This window comes from Streptomyces sp. NBC_01003 (assembly GCF_045162695.1).
In the GTDB taxonomy this organism is placed as follows: domain Bacteria; phylum Actinomycetota; class Actinomycetes; order Streptomycetales; family Streptomycetaceae; genus Streptomyces.
Window position 1 is genome coordinate 2,390,110 of sequence record NZ_CP108707.1, and the last position, 21,001, is coordinate 2,411,110.

The following is a 21,001-nucleotide window of genomic DNA, read 5'->3' on the forward strand; positions in this document are numbered from 1 at the left end:
GATGGCTATGGGGTTCCACTGACGGACGCGACTGTCCCGGATCCGCTCCACTCGTTCCGGATCGTGTGCAAGGGATCACGAGGGTCGACGTCACTCCGGGTGTGTTCCGCCGAGACCGGAGGAGGGTGAGAAAGCTGGTCTTGCGACGGTGCGCAGCTCCTCCAGGTACAGCAGGAACTCGGGCTCGGTCCCCAGGCCGCGGTGGATGTCACGGAGTGCCTTGAGGTGACGTGCGGCGTGCCGGTAGCGGTATTTGTTGCCGGTGTCGGCGAGGTAGAGGTCGACCAGGTTCCGATAGGGGAGCACGGTGCTGCCCGGATGAGTGCCGCGCCGCTCCTCCACGAGCGTCTGGAGGGTGTACATCGACAGATCGTCGAGATGCTCCACCGCCGTCCCCCAAGCCTCTGCACGGAGATCGGCCGCGCGCAGGCAGGTGATCAGTTCGGTGACGAGCGCGGGGCGGTCACACACGGCAGCGCGCATCACATCCAGGGCCCAGCCAACGGTCCCGGGGCGTCCGAGTTCCTCCGCCGTCCTTGCGAGAGCGCTGAAGGCGGAGGCCAGTGGGATGCGAGCGAAAACGTCCCGGCGCACGGCCGGTGCTGGGGCTCCCCCGCTCACCCAGTGATTCCTCCGTGTGCCTCCATGATGTGCCGGATTCCCGGCCGGCGTCCTGCCGGGACCGATCCGGATTCCGGCAGGACGGGACCGCAACGTAGGCCTGGGCCGCGGCGGGCGAGCAGGGGATTTGCGCCGGTGTGGCGAGGAGTTGATGACAAAGCGTTACGAGACGGAGGGTCGCTTCATCCGAGTGAACGTCCGGCAGAACCACGGTCCGCCGGCTCAGCCTGCCGAGGACCGAATGCTGCCGCACGATCGTGCGGCAGCCGATCCGCTCCGGCTCGGCACGCTTACCGTCACCCCCGCCGAGTGCACACTCGGTAGTGTCTCGTTCCCGTGCAGGTCTGATGCGACGGGCCTGCGGTGGCAGGGCGGTCGCGGGCACTCTCGCCGATCGGCGGCAACCTGCCGAAAGTCCCTTCGGGCACACCGTCCTATCAGGGACAATGAACCCGATGAGCACGCCGCACCCCAGCCCACCCGCCGAGCCCGGAACGCCCGCCTACGGCCCTTTCGCGCATCTCACCACGCCGCGCGCCGAGCTGCACCGGCAGGTGATGGGCGCGTTCGTCGCCGCCAAGGAGCGGTACGCGGTGCATCTGCGGCCCGACGACGTGTTCGCGGCCCTGCCGGCCGGGGTGCGGCCCGCGTCCGTGGACGAGGTGGCCTCGTCGATGGACGCGCTCGCGCAGAGCGGCTGGGGGAATCTGCGGGCAGATCCGGACACGGCACGTGTCACCGCGGTCGAGGACTTCTACCGCAAGCGGTTCGTGTATCAGCTGACGCAGGCCGGCGAGGCCGCCGAGCAGGCGCTGTCCACGTACGACGAGGCGCTCGGGCGGCGCGGTGCGCTGCAGGCCGTCGCACTGCACGACATCGTCACGCAGCTGCGGGCGCTGCTCGTGATCGCCGCCGATGACAAGCCCGACCCGGCCAAGGTACATCTGGCGCTTGACGCGCTGGCCAGCCGGTTCACGGCGCTCGCGGACAATGCGCGGGCGTTCATGGGGTCGCTGCAGCGCACCATCGACCTGCATGACGTCTCCGAGGAGGCCTTCCTCGCGTACAAGGACCGGCTCATCCAGTACCTGGAGCGGTTCATCCAGGACCTGATCACGCTCGGCGGGCGGATCGCCGCGCTGATCGCGGAGTTGGAGGACGTGAAGGGCGGCAGTAGGGGCGGCGGTCTGGTGCGGCCGCTGCTGGCCGTCGCCGCCGCCCGTGAGGCCGCCGACGCGGCGCCGGACGAGGTCGCGGAGGCCGAAGCGGCGGCGTATGCGCGGTGGGAGGCGCGCTGGGCGGGGCTCGCCGCGTGGTTCGTCAGCGGGCAGGGCGTGGACGGACGAGTGTCGCAGGCGCGGCTGCTGCGCGCCCGCGCGCTGGGCGCGATCCCGCAACTCCTCGCTGTTGTACGGTCGTTGACGGAGCGTCGCGCTGGACGCAGTGACCGCTCGGCCGACTTCCGTACGCTGGCGCGCTGGTTCGCGCAGGCGCCCGACGATGACGCCCGGCACCGGCTCTGGCGCAGCGCCTTCGGCCTGTACCCGGCCCGTCATCTCACGGTCGACGCCGACACGCTCACCGCGCGCGAACGGCATCCCGTGCCCGCCGCCACGCCCTGGGCGCAGGCCGAGCCGCTGCGCATCAGCCCGCAGCTGCGGCGCACCGGCAGCTATGAGCGGCGCGGCAAGCCCCGCCGGGTCCAGGACCGTTCCGAGAGGCTGCGCCGGCTCGCCGAGATCGCGCAGAAGCAGGCCGCCGAGACCGCCGCCGCCCGCGCTCGCCTCGCCACCCACGGCTCGACCCGCCTCAGCGACCTCAGTGAACTCGACCCGCTCGCCTTCTCGTTGTTCCTGCAGTTGCTGGGCGATGCCCTCGCCACCTGGCGGCCCGGCCTCACCACCACAACCGCCACCAGCAACGACGGCTCGATGGAGATCCGGCTGACCGCGCTGGACGACGGATCGCGGGCGCGGGTGCGCACCCCAGGTGGCGTGTTCCAGGGGCCCGACCATCTGATCGAGATCGTCGATCTGGAGGCCCGATGACGCCCGAACCCGCCGACGCCCGCGCCGCAGTGCCCGACGCCCGAGCCCACGTCCTCGACTGCGAGCACGCCGCCGAAGTGCGGCGGGCCGCACGCGCTCTGCTCGCCCGCCCGCTGCTGCTCGCCTCGGGTCCGTACGGCGACGCGTTCCGCCTCGTGCGGCGCCATAGCAGTGAACTGCGGGAGTGGTTCGATCGGAACACGGGGTGGGCGCTGCGCGTGGACGCCCAGTCCGCGCGCCTGGTCAAGGCCCCCGGCACGCTAGACGACGCCACCCACCCGGCGCGCGAGGCCGCCCGATCCGGTGCCCCCTTCACCCGCCGCCGCTACGTCCTGCTCTGCCTGGCCCTCGCAGCGCTTGAGCGGGGCGAGACACAGATAGCCCTGGGGCGGCTTGCCGAACAGGTTCTCCTCGACGCGGCCGATCCCGAACTCGCCGCGGCAGGAGTGGAGTTCACCCTGGAACGGCGCGACGAACGCCTCGACCTCGCGGCCGTCGTACGCCTCCTGCTGGCGTACGGAGTGCTCCGCCGCGTCGCGGGCGACGAGGAAGCCTACGTCGGCGGAACCGGCGACGCGCTCTACGACGTCGACCGGCGCGTCCTCGCCGGACTGCTCGCCGCCCGCCACGGTCCCTCCCTCATCACCGTGACCTCATTCGAGGAACGCTCGGCCGCCCTGAGCGCCGAAACTTCCCTCGACAGTGAGGAGTTGCGCTTCCGCGCCATGCGCCGCGGCCTCACCCGGCGCCTCCTCGATGACCCAGTCCTGTACTACGACACGCTCACCGATGCCGAACTGGGCTACCTCACCCGGCAGCGCGCCTTCCTCACCGCCCGCATCACCGAACTCACCGGCCTCGTACCGGAGGTCAGGGCCGAGGGCATCGCCATGGTCGACCCTGACGACGATCTCACTGACCTACGTATGCCCGAGCAGGGCACGCACGGCCACATCACGCTCCTGCTCGCCGAGCATCTCGCCGGAGCCGGGGGCGAGCTGAGTATCGACGACCTGAAGACGCGCGTCCGTGAACTGGCCGATATTCATGGTGGTTTCTGGTCCAAGACCGCCCGCGAACCCGGGGCGGAGGGTGAGCTCGTCGAGCAGGCGCTTGCCCGTCTGGTTGCGCTGTCGCTGGCCGAGCGCACGCCGGGCGGAGTACGGGCAAGGCCCGCCCTTGGCCGGTACGCCGTGGGCGAGGCCGTCATCACCGAGCCCGGCGCCAAGAAGGCGCCTGCACCGCAGCACGTACGAGAGGAAGCCCCCCGATGACCGATGGCCTCCCGCGCCCCCACAGGTCCCGCTGGCAGCCTTTGCGTATCGGGCTCGTCGACCTGTTCCACTACGACACCGAGGAGTTCGCCTTCCGGGACGGGCGGCTGCTGCTGCGCGGCAACAACGGCACTGGCAAGTCCAAGGTCCTCGCTCTGACCCTGCCGTTCCTCCTCGACGGTGATCTGCACCCGCGGCGCGTCGAACCCGACGGCGACCCCGGCAAGCGGATGGAGTGGAACCTGTTGCTCGGCGGGCAGCACCCGCACCCCGAGCGGCTCGGCTACACCTGGATCGAGTTCGGCCGCCGCGACGACGCCACCGGCGAGGAGCACTTCCGTACGCTCGCCTGCGGCCTCAAGGCGGTGGCGGGGCGCGGCATCGCCCGCCACTGGTACGCCGTCACGGACCAGCGCGTCGGGGCCGGATTCGGCTTCCTCGACGCCACCGGAACCGCCCTCTCCCGCGACCGGCTCGCGGAGGCGGTCGCCGGGCACGGCGCGGTGTACGACCAGGCCAAGGTGTACCGGCGCGCCGTCGACGAGGCGCTGTTCGGACTCGGCGAGCAGCGCTACGCGGCCCTCGTCGACCTGCTGATCCAGTTGCGCCAGCCGCAGCTGTCCAAGCGCCCCAGCGAGGCGGCCCTGTCCAAGGCGCTCACCGAGGCGCTGCCGCCCATGGACCAGGCCGTCGTCACCGACGCCGCCGAGGCGTTCCGGTCCCTGGACGACGAGCAGGAGGAGCTGCGGGCGGCCACCGAGGCGGAGAGGGCCGCGAACCGGTTCCTGGAGTACTACCGTCGCTACGCCCGTGTCGCCGCCCGACGCCGGGCGCGGCTGCCCCGCGCCGAGCACTCCCAGTACGAGTCCCTGCACCGCGACCTCGCCCAGGCGCAGCACGAACGCGCCGAGCAGCTTCAGCGGCGGGAGGCCGCACAGGCCCGGCTCGTCGCCCTCGGCGAACACGAGGCCAGGCTCCGCGCCCAGGACGCCGCACTGCGCGAGGGTCCCGAGATGCGCGACGCCCGCGCCCTCGAACAGGCCGCCGAAGGCGCACGCCGCACCGCCGGCGACCAGACCCGCGCCGAGTCCGACCGCGACCAGGCGGCCCAACGGCACACCCGCCTCCTGAGCCGCCGCACCGCCGCCGAGCGCACCGAGGAGAGTGCCCGCACCCGTGCCACGCAGGCCGAGGACGCGGTACGGGAAGCAGCTGGTGCCGCCCGGGTCGTACTGCCCGACCCGCCGCAGACCGAAGAGGCCGCCGAGGCCGTGGCGCGCCGCCGCCGCACCCTCGACCACGTCACCGCCCTGGCCGACGAGGCCGAACGCCGCGACAGCGCCCGGCGGGAGGCCGCCCGCCGCGCCGACGAGGCGGCCGCCGACCTCGCCCACGCGCAGGACGACCAGGCACGGGCCGAGGACACGCGGGCCGACTCAGCCCGCGCCCTGCTCGATGCCGTACGCGAACAGGCAGGAATCTGCCGCGAGTTGACCTGGACCGCGCCCGAGGCACTGCTGGACTCGCTGCAGGAGTGGACCCGGACCCTGTCGGGTCCCTACCCGGTTCGCGCGCAGGCCGGTGCCGCGCACGCCGCCTGCTCCGCCGACCTCGCCGACACTCGCGCCCACCTCACCCAGCGCGCCCAGGTCCTCACCGGCCGCCGTGATGAACTGCGGCTGGAGTGGGAGGAGTTGGAGCAGGGACAGGTACACGCCCCGCGCCCGCCGCACACCCGGAATCCCTCCGTGCGTCAGGCGACTCCCGGTGCGCCCCTGTGGCGTCTCATCGACTTCCGCGACGACGCCGAGGCAGCTACCCGTGCCGGTGTCGAGGCGGCCTTGGAGGCCTCCGGACTGCTCGACGCCTGGGTCACCCCCGGAGGTGCCCTCCTCGGCCCCGGCCGCCACGACACCGTCCTCGACCCGGCCTCGTCACCCCGCCCGGCAGGCCCCTGCCTGGACAGCGTGGTGCGGCCCGCAGTCGATCCCGGGGACGAACGTGCGCGCGCGGTGGACGAGTTGCGCGTCCTGGAGATCCTTGAGGCGATCGGATACGCGGCGTCCGCCGATGGTGGCCTGCCTGCCTACGGGACCTGGATCGCCGCCGACGGCCGTTTCCGCGTGGGCGTCCTCACCGGGCGCTGGGCCAAGCCCGCCGCCGAGTACATCGGCGCGGGCGCCCGGGAGGCGGCCCGGCGTCAGCGCATGACGGCCGTCGCCGCCGAACTCACTGCTATCAAGGGCAAGTTGGGTGAGTTGCAGCTAGGCGTCGAGGCCGTCGACGGCCGGCGCCGCACCCTCGATGCCGAACTCGCCGCCGTTCCCGACGACGCCCCGCTGCGCGCCGAGCACACCCGCGTGACCGGCGCCGCCCGCGCCATGGTCCGCGCGAGCGAACGGCACCAGGAGCGCGCCGAGCAGGCGGCCGAGGCCGCTGCCCACGCCGCTGAGGCCCGCGTCGAACTCACCGAGAGCGCCGACGCCGTCCGCCTGCCCGCCGACCGGCCGGGCCTGGCCGCCGTCCGTGACGCGCTCGCAGTCCTGGGGGCGGCGCTGGCCGCGCTGTGGCCCGTACGTCGTGAACTGTCCGAAGCCGAACGGACGTTGGGGCGCGAAGGCGAGGAAGCCGACCATGCCGGGAGGCAGGTCGCCGAGCTCTCCGCGCGCGCAGCTGAGGCCGTCCGCCGCGCGGTGGCCGCCGATGAACGGCACACCACCCTGCGCGACACCGTGGGCTCAGCCGTCGCCGAACTCGAACGCCGCCTCGCCGACACCGCACGCGCCCTCACGGAGTGCGACGCCGAGCAGGACCGTGCGGACACCGAGATCCGCACGGCGATCGACGCCGCGGGCCGCGCCACCGGACGTATCGAGCAACTGGAGGCGGACGTGGCCAGCGCCACCGAGCGCCGCGCCGACGCCATCGCCGCCCTCCAGCGCTTCACCGGCACAGGCCTGCTCGCGGTCGCCGCCCCCGACCTCGACGTACCGCCCCTGGAATCCGGCCCCTGGGCCACCACCCCGGCCATCGCCCTCGCCCGCGCCGCCGAGGTGGCCCTGTCCGGAACCGACGACACGGACGCGGCCTGGGAACGTGTCCAGAAGCGGCTCAGCGAAGAGCTCACAGCCCTCCAGAACGCCCTGTCCCGGCACGGTCATTCGGCCACCGCCCGCATGGTCGAGGACGGCATGGTCGTCGATATCGTCTACCAGGCCCGCCCGCGAGCCGTACCCGAACTCGCCGAGGCGCTGGCCACCGAGGTCGCCGAACTGACCCGCATCCTCTCCGCCCACGAACGCGAGATCCTCGAAACCCATCTGATCACCGAGGTGGCGGGCACTCTACAGGAGCTCATCGGTCAGGCCGAGCATCACGTCGCTGCGATGAACTTGGAGTTGGAGCAGCGTCCCACGTCCACGGGAATGCGCCTCCGGCTCGTCTGGCGGCCTTCGCGTAAGCGCGCTCCCACCGGGCTCGCCCGGATCCGCAAGCTGCTTCTGCAGTCCGCCGACGCCTGGAGCACCGAGGACCGGGCAGCGGTCGGCGTGTTCCTCCAGGAGCAGATCGCGCAGCAGCAGAGTGCCGACGACTCCGGCAACTGGCTGGAGCACCTCACTGCCGCGCTCGACTACAGGGCCTGGCACGAGTTCGGCATCGAACGCCACCAGCACGGCGCCTGGGTGCCCGCGACCGGACCGGCCTCCGGCGGCGAACGCGTTCTCGCCGTGTCCGTCCCCCTGTTCGCCGCCGCGTCCTCGCACTACGCCACCGCCGCGAACCCGTACGCCCCGCGCCTGGTCACCCTCGACGAGGCGTTCGCGGGCGTCGACGACGACTCCCGCGCCAAGTGCCTCGGCCTGCTCTCGGCCTTCGACCTGGACGTCGTCATGACCAGCGAACGCGAATGGGCCTGCTACCCGGAGGTCCCCGGCATCGCCATCGCCCAGCTCTCCCGCGTCGACGACATCGCCGCCGTCCTCGTCACCCGCTGGGAGTGGGACGGCGCCGCAAGGATCCGCCCCCAGCGCCCGGCCCCCGCCCTGGAGGCACGATGACCGCAACCACTCCGCTGGAACTGGACCGCGTACGGCGCCTCATCGGCGGCCCCGAACTCGACTGGCTGGTGCAGCGCGTACGACGACGCATGGAACGCGAGGAACCGCTCACCGGTACCCTCACCCTCGCTCAGCCCACGGACCTACAACGCCGCGCTGCCGAACGCCTGTTGGGCCGTCGCCCCAGCGCCCGCCCGACCGGCGCCACCCTCGCTGTCCGCCTCGACGCGGTCGACGCGATCCTGCGCACCAGCGGCGCGAGCCCGGACGGCCTGGCCGCGGCGGTGACCGCGCTGACCGGACCCGTCACCCCGCGCCGCGCCACCCGCGAGGCCGAGGACCTGGCATGGGCCCACGCGCACGCCCCGCTCGACGGACTCCCCGCACCGCTCGCCGCCTGGGCCGAACGCGTCCGCACCGAAGGCCGGTTGCGCCGTCTCGCCCGCTCCCCCGACGCCGCCCGCACCCTGGCCGAACAGTCGGCACACGCCCTCGCCGCGCTCCCCGCCGACCCGCCCGTCTCCCTGCCGACCTTCGCCGCCCGCGCCCTGGGCTCCGCCCACGCCCTGGACGACGGCACCCCGACCGCCACGCTCATCCTGTCCGGCGTGCGCGCTCTCACCGGGCACTCCGACGGCAGTGGCGCGGCCTGGCGACGCGCCGCGTGGGCCGCGGCAGGCCTGCTGCGCGACGAAGTCTCCTCCACCGTCCTGACGTTGGGGCTGCGCGGCAACCCGGCCCTGGACTGGTATGCCGACCAGGGCGAACCGGCGATCCTGACGCTACGCCAACTTGCCGCACCCGCTGTCGCGATCGCCGCTCCGGCCCTCGCCTACGTCTGCGAGAACCCGGCCGTCCTCACCGCTGCCGCTGATGCGCGAGACCCCGCCGCCCCGCCGCTGATCTGCGTACAAGGCCAGCCCTCGGCTGCCGCCCTCGCCCTCCTTCGCCACCTCGCGGGCCGGGGCACCCGGCTGCGCTACCACGGCGACTTCGACTGGGGCGGCCTGCGCATCGCCACCGCCTTGCGCACCCACGTCCCCTGGGAGCCCTGGCGTTACACCGCCGCGGACTATCGAGCGGCCGCTCCCCACGCGACGCTTCCCCTGAGCGGCACGCCGGCCGACTCTCCGTGGGATCCGGAACTCGCCGTCGAGATCGGCCGATTCGGCGTCCGTGTGGAGGAGGAAGCGGTGCTCGACAGCCTCCTTGATGACGTGACGGTCGGGTAGCCGGAGGGAACTTCCCCTCCGGCTACCACAGAGTGAAGTAGGCCGCCGACGAGGTGCCTCTGGAGGAGGTCCTTTTCCGACGGCCCCTTCCCGAACCGGGCAGGCGAGATTTCCCCGCACCCGGCTCTCCGGTAGTCAATTCCGGGCAAGTGCTGTACTCCGTCCCGCGTGGATGTTCTGGTGGCAGCGCCGCCCATTCCTCGCCGCACTGCTCACCCCACTCCCGCGCGCGGCACGGGGCCGACTCCGGCCGCTGGTCAACCCAGACACAGTGCTGCGCCGGCACCGCAACCTGCAGAAGCACCGCCACGCCCGCGCGAGTACCGACCCTGCGGGTGCCGATTAATACGTCCATGCAGGTCAGGCCGCGTGCGCGTACTCGTGGAGGATGCCGCCGAGTCGGTCATGTCGATGGACAGTGAGGCAGTCGAGCCGGTCGTGGTCCGTGATCGGTTCGGGGACTGATCGCAGAGGCGCGGCGCTGCGCAGCGTACGGTGAGGCCGATGCTGGTTGTAGAACGACTCGAACTCCCCGAGCGCGGGAAGCAGGCGAGCTTGGTTCCAGATCAAGGTGCGGTCGAGGAGCTCATGTCTACTGGTCTGCACCCAACGTTCCATGATTAAGTTCATCCGAGGAACGCGGATGCCGGTGGTGACGATCTCGATGCCCTCGCCGGCGAAGACGGCGTCGAACGCGCGGGTGCACTTGCTGTCGCGGTCCCTGATCAGGTACGCGACCGTGGCACCAGCGTCCTGAAGGTCCATCACCAGGTTCCTGGCGGCCTGGGTGACCCAAGCCGCGGTGGGATGGCCAGTGACGCCGAGGATACGGACGCGGCGGTAGGCATGTTCGATGACGGCGAAGACGTACAGGGTCGCCCCGCTGAGCGTGGTGGCGGTGAACGAGAGCCTGGATCGCGCGACGGGTCGGCGGTCTGCCAGCCCGCTTGCGGCGGGAGGCATGGGCGTGGCGGTGGCGCATGAGGTCGCGGTGCCACCGCAGGATCGTGTCCGGTGAGACGATCAGGCGCAGCCTGGGCCTGGGCAGTTGGTGGAGGAGCGCGCAGCGAGGAAGTCTCGGTCCGCCGCGACAATACGCGGCCTGTCGATCTGGCGCTGCAGGACGGCCAGTTGGTGGCGCAGCGTCAATATCTCGATCTTCTTGTCAACCTCGCTCATCGGAAGCAGCCGCATGAAGGCGAACACGCTCGACACGGCGAGGTAGGTCAGTCGCAGCAGCACGATCCAGCAGCCTGACACGCCGATCCGGCAACTGTCGGTCACTCACAAGAACACGCAGGTCACAGACTTTGGATGGGGTATTCGGCACCCGCAAGGCCATGAGGCGCGGGCGCCATGGACTTGCCGCAACTTGCCTGAACTGGCGCGCATGACTGGCTTCGCCAGGGGTGGGCGGGCCGCCAGCACACCTGGGCCGGAACGGCATTCCGCCACCCGGGCAACGACGCGGCACGCTCACAGCAAAGAGCGCCTCCACGCCCCGCCCTGTGCGCACTCTGCGCCCAACCCCGGACGCGACACCGTGACATCCACGGAGAACTCTTCTCGCCACGCACAGGAGGATGTTCATGACCGCATCCCGCCTCGCCCGCGGACGCGTCTACCGCGCCTGCGGTTGCCGCGACGAGCAGCGCAAGCAGTACGGGCCACGCTGCCCGCGCCTCAAGGCCAATACGCAGCACGGAAGTTGGGCCTATGCCATCGACCTGCCCGACACACAGGGACGGCGCACCACGCGGCGGCGCACCGGGTTCGCCAGCCGTAGCGAAGCCGAGCGGGCCCTGACCGCATTCGCCACCGGAGAGGCCACCGGCGTATACGAGGAACCGCGCCTGACCGTCGGCGCCTACCTCGAAGAGTGGCTGGCCGGACGCGAAGAGCACCTGAGCCCGTCCACGCTGGCTGGCTACGCCCGGGCCGTCCACTACGATCTGCTGCCCGGCTTCGGCCCGCTGCGCCTGCTCGATCTGCGCGCCCGGCACGTTCAGGAGTGGGTAGCCGGCCAGCGCGCTGCCGGACGCGGGGCCGTCACTCTCTACCGGACCGCCGGCACGTTGCGTACCGCGCTCAACGCCGCGGTACGCACCCGGCGCCTGGCCTACAACCCCGCTGCCTACGCCGTACCCGCCCGGCCCGCCGCACCAGAGCGCAGGTGCTGGACCCCGGCTCAGGCGGCCGCCTTCCTGCGGCACAACGCCATCGCCTACGCCGACCAGCTCACCGACCTGTTCGAGCTGATGATCGGCACCGGACTGCGCCGCGGCGAAGCACTCGGCCTGCACTGGCACGACGTCCACCTCGCCGAGCGCCGCCTGTACGTGCGCTGGTCCCTGACCGCTGTGGGCAACAACCACCTGCACCTCGGCCCGCCGAAAACCCGAGCCAGCCGCGCCTGGATCGCGCTGTCCCCGCGCGTCACCGCGGCCTTGACCCGTCAGGCCCGCTTCCACCACGCACTGACGCCCGCGGGTCCCCCGCTGGAGGGACTGGTCTTCGCTCACGCCGACGGCTCACCGCTGCGGCCTCAGTGGGTCCTGGACCAGCTGCGCCGGCGCACCTCCGAACTCGAACTGCCCCGCATCGGCCTGCACGACCTGCGTCACACCGCGGCCACCATCATGATCTCTTCCGGCGTCCCGCTCGCAATCGTCTCCAAAACCCTGCGCCACTCCACCCTGTCGACCACCCTGAACACTTACGGCCACCTACTCGCCTACGCCGCCCGCGACGCGGTCAGCGCCCTCGGCGCGGCCCTGGACCACGCCGACAACGACAGCCTCACAGCACCCACCGCGCCCATGGCCGCCTAGCGCACGAGACAACACAACTCCCCAGGCCAGAAGGGAACCGTCCCAGGGAGTTGTCGCACCCGGCGACAACCATGCGGCCCGCATACCTCTGCGATCACCCCCAGCAGCAGCACAGTGCACGCGAGAGATCCAGGATCCGGACACCCGTCCCACCAGCCGACCATCCCGCCCCTCCGCACGGCGGCCAGAAGGCTATCGACGGCCATCAGGGACGCCAGGGCGCGACAACCGTGCGACAACACCCGCCCCGAGCACCAGAAAGGCCGTCTCCGCAATTCTGCGGAGACGGCCTGCGACCTGCGTAAACGCTGGTCGGGACGACAGGATTTGAACCTGCGACCCCTTGACCCCCAGTCAAGTGCGCTACCAAGCTGCGCCACGTCCCGGTGCTCGTCTGACCTGGGCTTTCCCCTGGCCGAACGCGCACGGAAACCATACCGCACTCGGAGCGGTGGTCGCGCACCCCTTTCTTCCACGGCCGCTGGGCGACAGGTCACTCTTGACCTCAAGTTGGCTTGAGGTTGCACGCTCCTGTCATGACAACGACAGCGGCACGTACAGCGGCGGGCTCCCACACCTACGAAGACCTTCCGGCCCTCATGGGACGCATGACCGGCGACGAGAAGCACGGCCCTGCGGCGACCTCCACCCTCGATGTCCTCTGGGTGCTCTACGACCGGGTGCTGCGGGTGACGCCCGAGGGCGTGCGGGATCCGGAACGTGACCGGTTCCTGCTGTCGAAGGGCCATGGCCCGATGGCGTACTACGCGGTGCTCGCGGCGAAGGGCTTCGTGCCGGAGGAGTGGCTGCCCGGCTTCGGGTCGTACGACTCCCCGCTCGGGCACCATCCGGACCGGGTGCTCGTCCCCGGGGTGGAGATCGCGAGCGGGTCCCTGGGGCACGGGCTGCCGATCGCCGTCGGGACCGCGCTCGGACTCCGCGCGCAGGGCCTTACGGGACCGGCGGTCTGGACGCTGATCGGGGACGCCGAGCTGGACGAGGGCAGCAATCACGAGGCCATCGCCTTCGCCGGGCCGGCCGCCCTCGACCGGCTGCACACCGTCGTCGTCGACAATTCCTCGGCCAGCCACTCCAGGCCCGGCGGCATCGGCGCCCGCTTCGAGGCGGCCGGCTGGTCCGCCGCGACCGTCGACGGCCGCGATCACGAAGCCCTGTACGAGGCCTTCACCGCGCCGCACCCGGGAAGGCCGCGCGTGGTCGTCGCCCGCGTGGAGCCCAAGAGCGCCTGAGCCGCGCGCCGCCCCCTCTCCTGTTCTCATTTCTCTTCCCCGGAAGGACACCGCGTCATGGACACCATGCGTGATCGATTCGCCCCTGTCGTCTCCCGGCTGCTCGACGAGGACCCCCGGGTCGCCGTCGTCCTCGCGGAGATCGGCAGGGACCGCTTCGTGGAGGCGGAGCGCAGGCACCCGGATCGGGTGATCAACGTGGGCATCAGGGAGCAGCTGCTCATCGGAACGGGTGCGGGGCTCGCGCTGACCGGGCTGCGGCCCGTCATGCACACCTTCGCGAGCTTCCTGGTGGAGCGCCCCTTCGAGCAGGTGAAGCTGGACTTCGGGCATCAGGACGTGGGCGGGGTCCTGGTGAGCGCCGCCGCCTCCTTCGACTGGCCGTCCGGCGGCTTCACGCACATGTCGCCGGGCGACGTGGCGCTGCTCGACACGCTCGACGGCTGGACAGTGCATGTGCCGGGCCACCCGGACGAGGCCGAGACGCTGCTGCGGCACGCGGTCGGCGCCGGTGACGACCGGGTGTACGTCCGCCTCTCGGTGCAGTCGAACAGGGAGGCACTCGCCGTCGACGGGGAGCGATTCCTGACCGTCCGCGAAGGCCGGGGCGGCGTCGTGGTCGCGGTCGGACCGATGCTCGACGCGGTCCTCGCCGCGACGGAGGGCCTCGACCTGACCGTGCTCTACGCGACGACAGTGCGGCCCTTCGACGCCGGGGCGCTGCGGCGTGCCGCGGGCGCGGCCGACGTCGCCGAGGTGGTGATCGTCGAGCCGTATCTGGCGGGTACGTCGACGGCGGCCGCCAACGACGCGCTCGCCGACCTGCCGCACCGGGTGCTGGGGCTCGGTGTGGGCCGCCGTGAGCTGCGCCGATACGGACAGATCGAGGAGCACGTGGCCGCGCACGGCCTCGACCCCGCGTCGCTGCGAGAGCGGATCAGCGGCTTCCTCGGCGGGCGGGCTCGCGGCTAGCGGGGGCCTTGCGCGGGCTCCCGCCGGGCACGGTGCTGTCGACCCGTATCAAGCCTCTGATCGCGGGGACAGAGAGCAGGGCCGCCGCCACGAGGACGGTCGTCACGCCACCGGCGAGCAGTACGTGGCGAGTGCCGAAGACTCCGGCGGCGGGCCCCGCGAGGGCCTGGCCGACCGGCGTCATCGCAAGAGAGCCCGCGACGTCGTAGGCGTGTATGCGGTTGAGGACGTCGCGCGGGACCTGGGTCTGGATACTGGTCGCCCACATGACGCCCCAGAACGACATCCCCGCGCCCGCGACGACCGCGCCCGCCGCCATCCACTCCACGCCGAGCCCGGCGCCCACCGTCGCCGGGAACAGGCTGAACCCGAAGAGGGCGACGGCCCCGGCGCGCAGCATCCGGCGAGGGCGCAGCCGCAGGGCGAAGACGCCACCGATGACGGTGCCGAGGCCGAGCGCAGAGTTGACCAGGCCATAGACGCGCGGGCCGTGCTCCTGGACGACCTGCGTGGCGATGAGCGGGACGGCCGGGCCCCAGGCGGCGATCATCAGCACGCACCAGATCGCTATGACGCCCCAGAGCCAGGTGCGCGATCTGAACTCCCGCCAGCCCTCGACGAGATCGGCCCGGAACCCGCTGCCGCGGATCGCCTCGGTGCCGGGCTGGGCCGGGGGCAGTCGGAGCAGGAGCAGGCACAGGGCGCTCAGGCCGTACGTGCCCGCGTGGGCCGCGAAGACGACGCCCGGCGAGGCGAACGCGACGAGCAGGCCGGCGACGGCCGGGCCGGCGAGCTGCGCCACGGACTCGGCGACGCGTATCGCACCGTTCGCCGCCTGTACGTCGGCGGCGAGGCGCGGGACGGTGCTGGCGACGCCGGGTTGGAAGAGGGCGGACGCCGCGCCGTTCACCGCGCCGATCACGCAGATCTCCCACAGCACCACGTGCCCGGAGAAGAACATGACCGCGGCGAGGGACTGGGTGACCAGGCGCGTGACGTCGGCGCCGATCATCAGCAGCCGGGTGCTGAAACGGTCCGCGAAGACACCGCCGAAGATGACTAGTCCGGCGAAACAGGCAACGGAGGCGGCCATCGCGAGGCCGACGGCGCCGGCGCCGTACCCGTGCTGGAGCAAGCCCGCGGCGAGCGCCACCGGCAGCATGGTGTCCCCCAGCTTGGCCACGGCACGCGCCGAGAAGAACAGCCCGAAGTCCCGCGACCAGATACCGCCGCGCGGCCGCTTCAATTCACCGGGGCCAGGATTCGACCCCTCAATCGAATCCCGCGGCCCCCTCGGTTCACCAAGACCAGGAACCGACCCCCCAGCCGAATCCCCGGCCCGCTCCCGCTCCTCCCCCGACCCCCGTGACCCTTCCGTCGACATTCCGCCCATAAGTGCCCGTACCCTCCCCGGCGGCGCGGCAGCCCCAGCGGCTCCGCGTCCCCCACCCCTGCCGGATGATGCCACGCGGCACTGACATCGCCCCGGGAATATCAGCCCGTGGGCTCCGGTGGGCCCAACTCCGGGTGGGCGTCCAGGAGTCGGCCGGGGGCGGCCTGGCGCCAGGAGTCAGTGAGGATGTCGCGCAGCTCGTCGCCGTCGTCGAGCGCGGCGAGCCTCACCCGCACCCACGCGAAGCCCGCCTCGTGGTCCGCGATCCAGAACTTCTTCGGCTCCGCGAGAACCAGTTCATCGCGCTCCACCTTGGGGCAACGCACCGCGATGGAGGTCTCCTCCTCCGGCATCGTGGCGAACATCTTCCCCGCGACCCGGAACGTCGGCATGCTCCAGGCGATCTTCTCCGTCACCTCCGGCAGGGCGAGTGCGATGGAACGTACGTCGTCGGCGTCTTGCATGGAAGAAACCTAGCCAAGGCCACTGACAACCGCCGGTCGGAGCGCATACGTGGGACAGTCGCCCACCGGTTCGGGCGCGACCGGCGCCGGGCCCCCGCCCCGTCCGCGTCCCCGCGAACGACGACCGGCCCGCCCACCACTTGAGGCGCCACCGCCACCGGCCCTCCGCGATCGACAGCCAACCGCTCAACCGGTTCGCCGGCGACTGCAACCCAATCCCCCGCGTGGCGACTGCCACCCGCTCCCCCGTGATCGCGGCACCCCCTCCGCATCTCCTGGCCCGTTCCGACCCATTGACCCCTCTCCGCCCGGAACCTACGCTGTGCGATGCCATCGGGAAAGCGCTTTCTAAGCTTCGGCTTCCAGGCGCTCCGGCATTCCCGCAGCACTCACCGCACGCCCGAGTCGGCCCACCGGCCAACAGCCCAGGGAGCGCCATGAGTTCTACGAGTTCCGCCACACCCGTACCGTCCGGGAGACACGGTCCTCCCGCGCCCAGCACCTCCACCGCCCGAAGCCCGCACGGTCCGCGACGCCCGCGCAGGTACTCGCCCTGGACCGTCCTCCTCGCGCTGATCGCGCTCGTCGTCGGCCTCGGTCTGGCGGCCCCGCCGCGTGCGGAGGCCGCCGCCTCGTACCGCGTACTCGTCTTCTCCAAGGTCACGAACTTCGCCCACGACTCGATCCCCGCGGGCATCGACGCGATCAAGAAGCTCGGCAGTGAGAACGGCTTCGAGGTCGAGGCGACCGACGACGCCGCCGCGTTCACCGACGAGAACCTCGCCCGCTTCAAGGCGATCGTCTTCAACAACACCAACTCGACGCCTGAGAAGGGCGATCTGCTCGATGCCGACCAGCGCGCGGCCCTCCAGAAGTACGTGCGTGGGGGCGGCGGCTGGGTAGGGCTGCACGCCGCGTCGGCCAGCGAGCGGGACTGGGGCTGGTACGAGGGGCTCGTCGGGGCCATCTTCGACCAGCATCCCGCCGTACAGACGGGCCGGATCAAGGTCCTCGACCACGCGCACCCGTCCACGAAGGGGCTTCCGGAACTCTGGGAGCGTACGGAGGAGTGGTACAACTGGCGCACCAACCCCACCGGGAAGGTGCACACGCTCGCGCAGGTCAAGGTGCGTGACGGGGTCACCGGTCTCGACGAGGGCGTCGATCACCCGTGGTCGTGGTGCCAGAACTACGACGGCGGCCGCTCCTGGTTCACCGCGGGCGGGCACGCCAAGTCGGCCTTCGAGGAAGCCGGTTTCCTCCAGCACATCCTCGGCGGCATCCAGTGGGCGGCCGGCGACAAGCCGGGTGACTGCTCGGCGACCAGGACAGGCAGCTTCCAGCGCACCCCGCTGGCGACGGCCGATCTCGCCGACCCCTTCGAGCTGGCCGTGGCCCCGGACCGGCGCGTGTTCTTCATCCAGCGGACCGGCAAGCTGAAGATCATCGATCAGGAGACGCTGAAGGTCACCACGGCGCTCGACTTCGCCTACACGCCCGAGATGACGAGTCAGTCGGACGGTCTGCTGGGGCTGGCGCTCGATCCGAAGTTCGGGGACAACCACTGGATCTATCTATTGAACTCCGACAAGACCGAGAAACGGATCAACCTCTCGCGGTTCACCGAGTCGGGCGGCAAGGTCGACCCGGCGTCGGAGAAACGCCTGCTCACCGTGCCGACCTGGCGGGGCGAGGGGCGTGCCAACTCCCATATGGCGGGCTCCATCGCCTTCGACAACAAAGGTGACCTCTACATCGCGACGGGCGACAACACCGACCCTTTCGCGTCGGACGGGTTCAACCCGATCGACGAGGGCGAGGGCCGTCGCGCCTGGGACGCGCAGGGCACCGCGGGCAACACGAACGACCTGCGCGGCAAGGTGCTGCGGATCACCCCGAAGGCCGACGGGACGTACGGCGTCCCCGAGGGGAACCTGTTCGCGCCCGGCACCGACAAGACGCGCCCGGAGATCTACGCGATGGGCCTGCGCAACCCGTTCCGGATCACAACCGATCCGGTCAGCGGCGCGCTGCTCCTGGGTGATTACGGTCCCGACGCGCGCAACGCGGTGGCCGACCGCGGGCCTGAGGGAACCGTCGAGTTCAACCGCATCACCGAGGCGGGGAACTACGGCTGGCCGTACTGCATCGGCGACAACACCCCGTTCAACGACTACGACTTCGAGTCGAAGAAGTCCGGGGCGAAGTTCGACTGCGGCCACCTCGTGAACGACTCGCCGAACAACACCGGCCTGCGCGACCTGCCGCCCGCGCGCGCGGCGTCGGTCTGGTACGCGTACTCCGCCTCGGAGCAGTTCCCGGAGCTCGGCACCGGCGGCGGTGGCCCGATGAGCGGACCCGTGTACGCCTACGATCCCGCGAACCCCAACAAGACCAAGTTCCCGGAGTACTTCGACGGGAAGTGGTTCAACTACGAGCTGACCAGGCAGTGGTTCAAGACCTTCTCGATCCAGGAGAAGGACCAGACGTTCACGGATCCGCGGTTCGCGCCCGCCAAGGCCGGCGATCTGCAGTCCGTCAACTCCGTGTTCGGCGACATGAAATGGAACCAGCCCTTCGACGCGGACTTCGGTCCCGACGGGGCGCTCTACGTCATCGACTTCGGGCTGGGCAGCGGTACGGGCCGCGGTGGCAGCAACGAGGGCGCCGGCATCTACCGGATCGATTACGTCGCCGACAGCCGCCTGCCGGACGCGCGGGCAGCCGCTGCGCCGGACAGCGGCTCGGCACCGCTCGCCGTCACGTTCTCCAGCGAGGGCTCGGGCCTGCCGGACGACAAACCGGTCACGTACGCCTGGGACTTCGACGGGGACGGCACCACCGATTCGACCGACGCGAACCCGAAGTACACGTACACGAAGAACGGCGTGTTCACGGCGCGGCTGACGGTGACCGGGCCGACGGGGCTCACCGGACTCGCTGTGCAGGACATCACCGTGGGGAACACACGGCCCGAGGTGACGATCCAACAGCCGCCGAACGGTGGGACGTTCAGCTTCGGCGACACGATCCCGTTCAAGATCAAGGTGACGGACCGGGAGGACGGGCGTCCCATCGACTGTTCGCGCGTCGTCGTCCAGTCGCAGCTCGGCCACGACTCCCATCTGCATCCGCTGGACAACTACACGGGGTGCGCCGGGGAGATCGTGACGGACGCGGGTGACAGCCACGGTCCCGGCCAGAATCTCTACTACGGCATCAGCGCCCAGTACGAGGACAAGGGCGGGGCGGGCGGCGTGCCCGCGCTGACGGGGTCAGCGTCGCTCTCGCTGCGCACGTCGTTCCGTGAGGCCGAGCACTACACGAAGACGGGCGGCGCGCACGACGGTGTCGTGGTCGCCGGCCGCGCGGACGCGTCGGGCGGCAAGCGGCTGACCGAGATCGAGGATGGGGACTGGATCTCCTTCGACCCCGTGCATCTGAAGGGCGTCGACTCGGTGACCGTGGGCGCCGCGTCGGGCGGAATCGGCGGCGACGTCGAGTTCCGCGTGGGCTCCCCCACCGGCGAACTGCTCGGCAAGGTGCCGGTCCCCAACACGGGAGACTGGGGCAACGTGGTCTCCCCCACCACCCAACTCGCCGACCACGACGGCACGTTCCCGCTGTACGCCGTCTTCACCAACCCGCAGTGGAGCGCCGACAAGCCCGACCTGTTCGCGGTCGACTGGCTGCACTTCAACGGGCCCGGGGTGGAGAAGCGTGCGGGCGCCAAGGTGAAGGTGACCGCGACGCCGGAGGCCGGTGCACCGCCGCTCACCGTCGCGCTCAAGGGCACCGTGAAGCTCCCGGAGGGCCGTACGGCGGCCTCGTACCACTGGGACTTCGGGGACAACGTCAAGCCGGTCGGTACGGAGGGTGCCGACGCCCAGCACGCGTACGCGCGCGCGGGTGCGTACACGGCGCATCTGACCGTCACCGACGACAAGGGCGACACGACCACCGGCTCGGTCCGGATCACGGTGAAGTGAAGGGTGAGGAGTGGCATGAGAAGCAGTAGAAGGGTCTTTCTCGGTACGTCGTTGGGGCTCGCGGCGGCGGTCGGTACGGCGCTGCCCGCGTCGGCCGGGCAGCGGCGGCGCATCCCGCGCGGCGGCATCGGCATGCACCTCTACACGATGCGTGACGTCCTCGCGACGGACTTCGCCGGCACCGTGGAGCAGCTCGCGGAGATCGGGTACGCGACGGTTGGTGTGAGCGGGCGGCACGGGTACGGGGCGGCGGACATCCGGCGGATGCTCGACACCGTCGGCCTGCGCGCGGTCCTGGAGCATGTCGCGTACACGACGCTGACCGGCAGCGGCCTGCCGCAGGCGCTGGAGGATCTGCACACCTTGGGCGCCAAGTGGCCGGTGGTGCCCAGCCTGCCGGGCTCCATGCACAGTCCGGCCGGATACCGGGAAGCGGCAAGGGAGTTCAACCGGATCGGGGCCGCGTCACGCGAGGCGGGTCTCGGCCCCGTTCTGTTCCACAACCACGACGGCGACCACGACGTGATGGACGGGGAGAACCTGTACGACATCCTCGTCCGCGAGACCGATCCGCATCTGGTCGCCTTCGAGCTGGACGTGTACTGGGCGTCGAAGGGCGGCGCGGATCCCGCCGCGTACTTCGTGCGGCACCGGCGCCGCTTCCCCGCCCTGCATGTGAAGGACATGGCGCCCGACGGCGGGTTCGCCGACGTGGGGTCGGGGACGCTCGACTTCGCCGCCATGTTCGACAAGGCGGACACCGGCGGCGTCAAGCAGTGGCTCGTGGAGCACGACACCCCGAAGGACCCGTTCGCGACGGCCCGTAACAGCTACGAGTATCTGGCGGCGCTGCGGTACTGAGAAGGCCG

The 21,001-nt window shown here is 71.3% G+C and carries 12 protein-coding genes, 1 tRNA gene and 1 pseudogene; 9 read left to right on the forward strand and 5 right to left on the reverse strand.

What is annotated here, in order from left to right:
- Nucleotides 1–90: 90 nt before the first annotated feature.
- Complete coding sequence (locus OG698_RS11185; protein WP_406102945.1) at nt 91–483, reverse strand: hypothetical protein; 393 nt, start codon at nt 481–483, stop codon at nt 91–93.
- A gap of 593 nt (nt 484–1,076) precedes the next feature.
- Here OG698_RS11185 and OG698_RS11190 point away from each other — a divergent pair.
- Genes OG698_RS11190 through OG698_RS11205 form a run of 4 tightly spaced genes read left to right on the forward strand, consistent with a single transcriptional unit; the run spans nt 1,077 to nt 9,233 of the window.
- The gene (locus OG698_RS11190; RefSeq protein WP_406102946.1) at nt 1,077–2,669 is read left to right on the forward strand and encodes a TIGR02677 family protein; all 1,593 of its coding nucleotides are present in this window, start codon (nt 1,077–1,079) and stop codon (nt 2,667–2,669) included.
- A complete protein-coding gene (locus tag OG698_RS11195) occupies nt 2,666–3,943 on the forward strand; it encodes a TIGR02678 family protein (RefSeq protein WP_406102947.1) in 1,278 nt (425 codons plus the stop codon). The genes OG698_RS11190 and OG698_RS11195 overlap by 4 nt, the downstream gene beginning before the upstream one ends.
- Complete coding sequence (locus OG698_RS11200) at nt 3,940–8,001, forward strand: TIGR02680 family protein (protein ID WP_406102948.1); 4,062 nt, start codon at nt 3,940–3,942, stop codon at nt 7,999–8,001. The genes OG698_RS11195 and OG698_RS11200 overlap by 4 nt, the downstream gene beginning before the upstream one ends.
- Nucleotides 7,998–9,233, forward strand: a complete 1,236-nt coding sequence (locus OG698_RS11205) for a TIGR02679 family protein (RefSeq protein WP_406102949.1) — start codon at nt 7,998–8,000, stop codon at nt 9,231–9,233. The genes OG698_RS11200 and OG698_RS11205 overlap by 4 nt, the downstream gene beginning before the upstream one ends.
- A gap of 360 nt (nt 9,234–9,593) precedes the next feature.
- Here the strand turns inward: OG698_RS11205 and OG698_RS11210 are convergent.
- Nucleotides 9,594–10,475, reverse strand: a pseudogene (locus OG698_RS11210) (integrase core domain-containing protein).
- 347 nt (nt 10,476–10,822) lie between these two features.
- On the opposite strand from OG698_RS11210, the gene OG698_RS11215 reads away from it, so the two are divergent.
- Nucleotides 10,823–12,064, forward strand: coding sequence for a tyrosine-type recombinase/integrase (locus OG698_RS11215; protein ID WP_406102951.1), 1,242 nt, complete (start codon nt 10,823–10,825; stop codon nt 12,062–12,064).
- A 309-nt stretch (nt 12,065–12,373) separates the two neighbouring features.
- On the opposite strand, the gene OG698_RS11220 is transcribed toward OG698_RS11215, so the two are convergent.
- Nucleotides 12,374–12,450, reverse strand: a tRNA-Pro gene (locus OG698_RS11220).
- Between the two features lie 150 nt (nt 12,451–12,600).
- Here OG698_RS11220 and OG698_RS11225 point away from each other — a divergent pair.
- Both OG698_RS11225 and OG698_RS11230 read left to right on the forward strand, forming a co-directional pair.
- On the forward strand, nt 12,601–13,314 hold the full coding sequence (locus tag OG698_RS11225; protein WP_406102953.1) for a transketolase: 714 nt from the start codon (nt 12,601–12,603) through the stop codon (nt 13,312–13,314).
- A gap of 57 nt (nt 13,315–13,371) precedes the next feature.
- Complete coding sequence (locus OG698_RS11230; protein ID WP_406102954.1) at nt 13,372–14,286, forward strand: transketolase family protein; 915 nt, start codon at nt 13,372–13,374, stop codon at nt 14,284–14,286.
- Here OG698_RS11230 and OG698_RS11235 read toward each other — a convergent pair.
- Complete coding sequence (locus tag OG698_RS11235) at nt 14,252–15,532, reverse strand: MFS transporter (protein ID WP_406102955.1); 1,281 nt, start codon at nt 15,530–15,532, stop codon at nt 14,252–14,254. The genes OG698_RS11230 and OG698_RS11235 overlap by 35 nt on opposite strands.
- Nucleotides 15,533–15,780: 248 nt before the next feature.
- A complete protein-coding gene (locus OG698_RS11240; RefSeq protein WP_406102957.1) occupies nt 15,781–16,143 on the reverse strand; it encodes an MmcQ/YjbR family DNA-binding protein in 363 nt (120 codons plus the stop codon).
- 437 nt (nt 16,144–16,580) lie between these two features.
- On the opposite strand from OG698_RS11240, the gene OG698_RS11245 reads away from it, so the two are divergent.
- Both OG698_RS11245 and OG698_RS11250 read left to right on the forward strand, forming a co-directional pair.
- Entirely contained in the window at nt 16,581–20,132 is a 3,552-nt protein-coding gene (locus OG698_RS11245) for a ThuA domain-containing protein (RefSeq protein ID WP_406102958.1), read from the forward strand.
- A gap of 15 nt (nt 20,133–20,147) precedes the next feature.
- Nucleotides 20,148–20,993 carry a sugar phosphate isomerase/epimerase family protein gene (locus tag OG698_RS11250; RefSeq protein WP_406102960.1) on the forward strand — a complete coding sequence of 282 codons (846 nt, stop codon included), beginning with the start codon at nt 20,148–20,150 and terminating at the stop codon, nt 20,991–20,993.
- Nucleotides 20,994–21,001 lie beyond the last annotated feature (8 nt).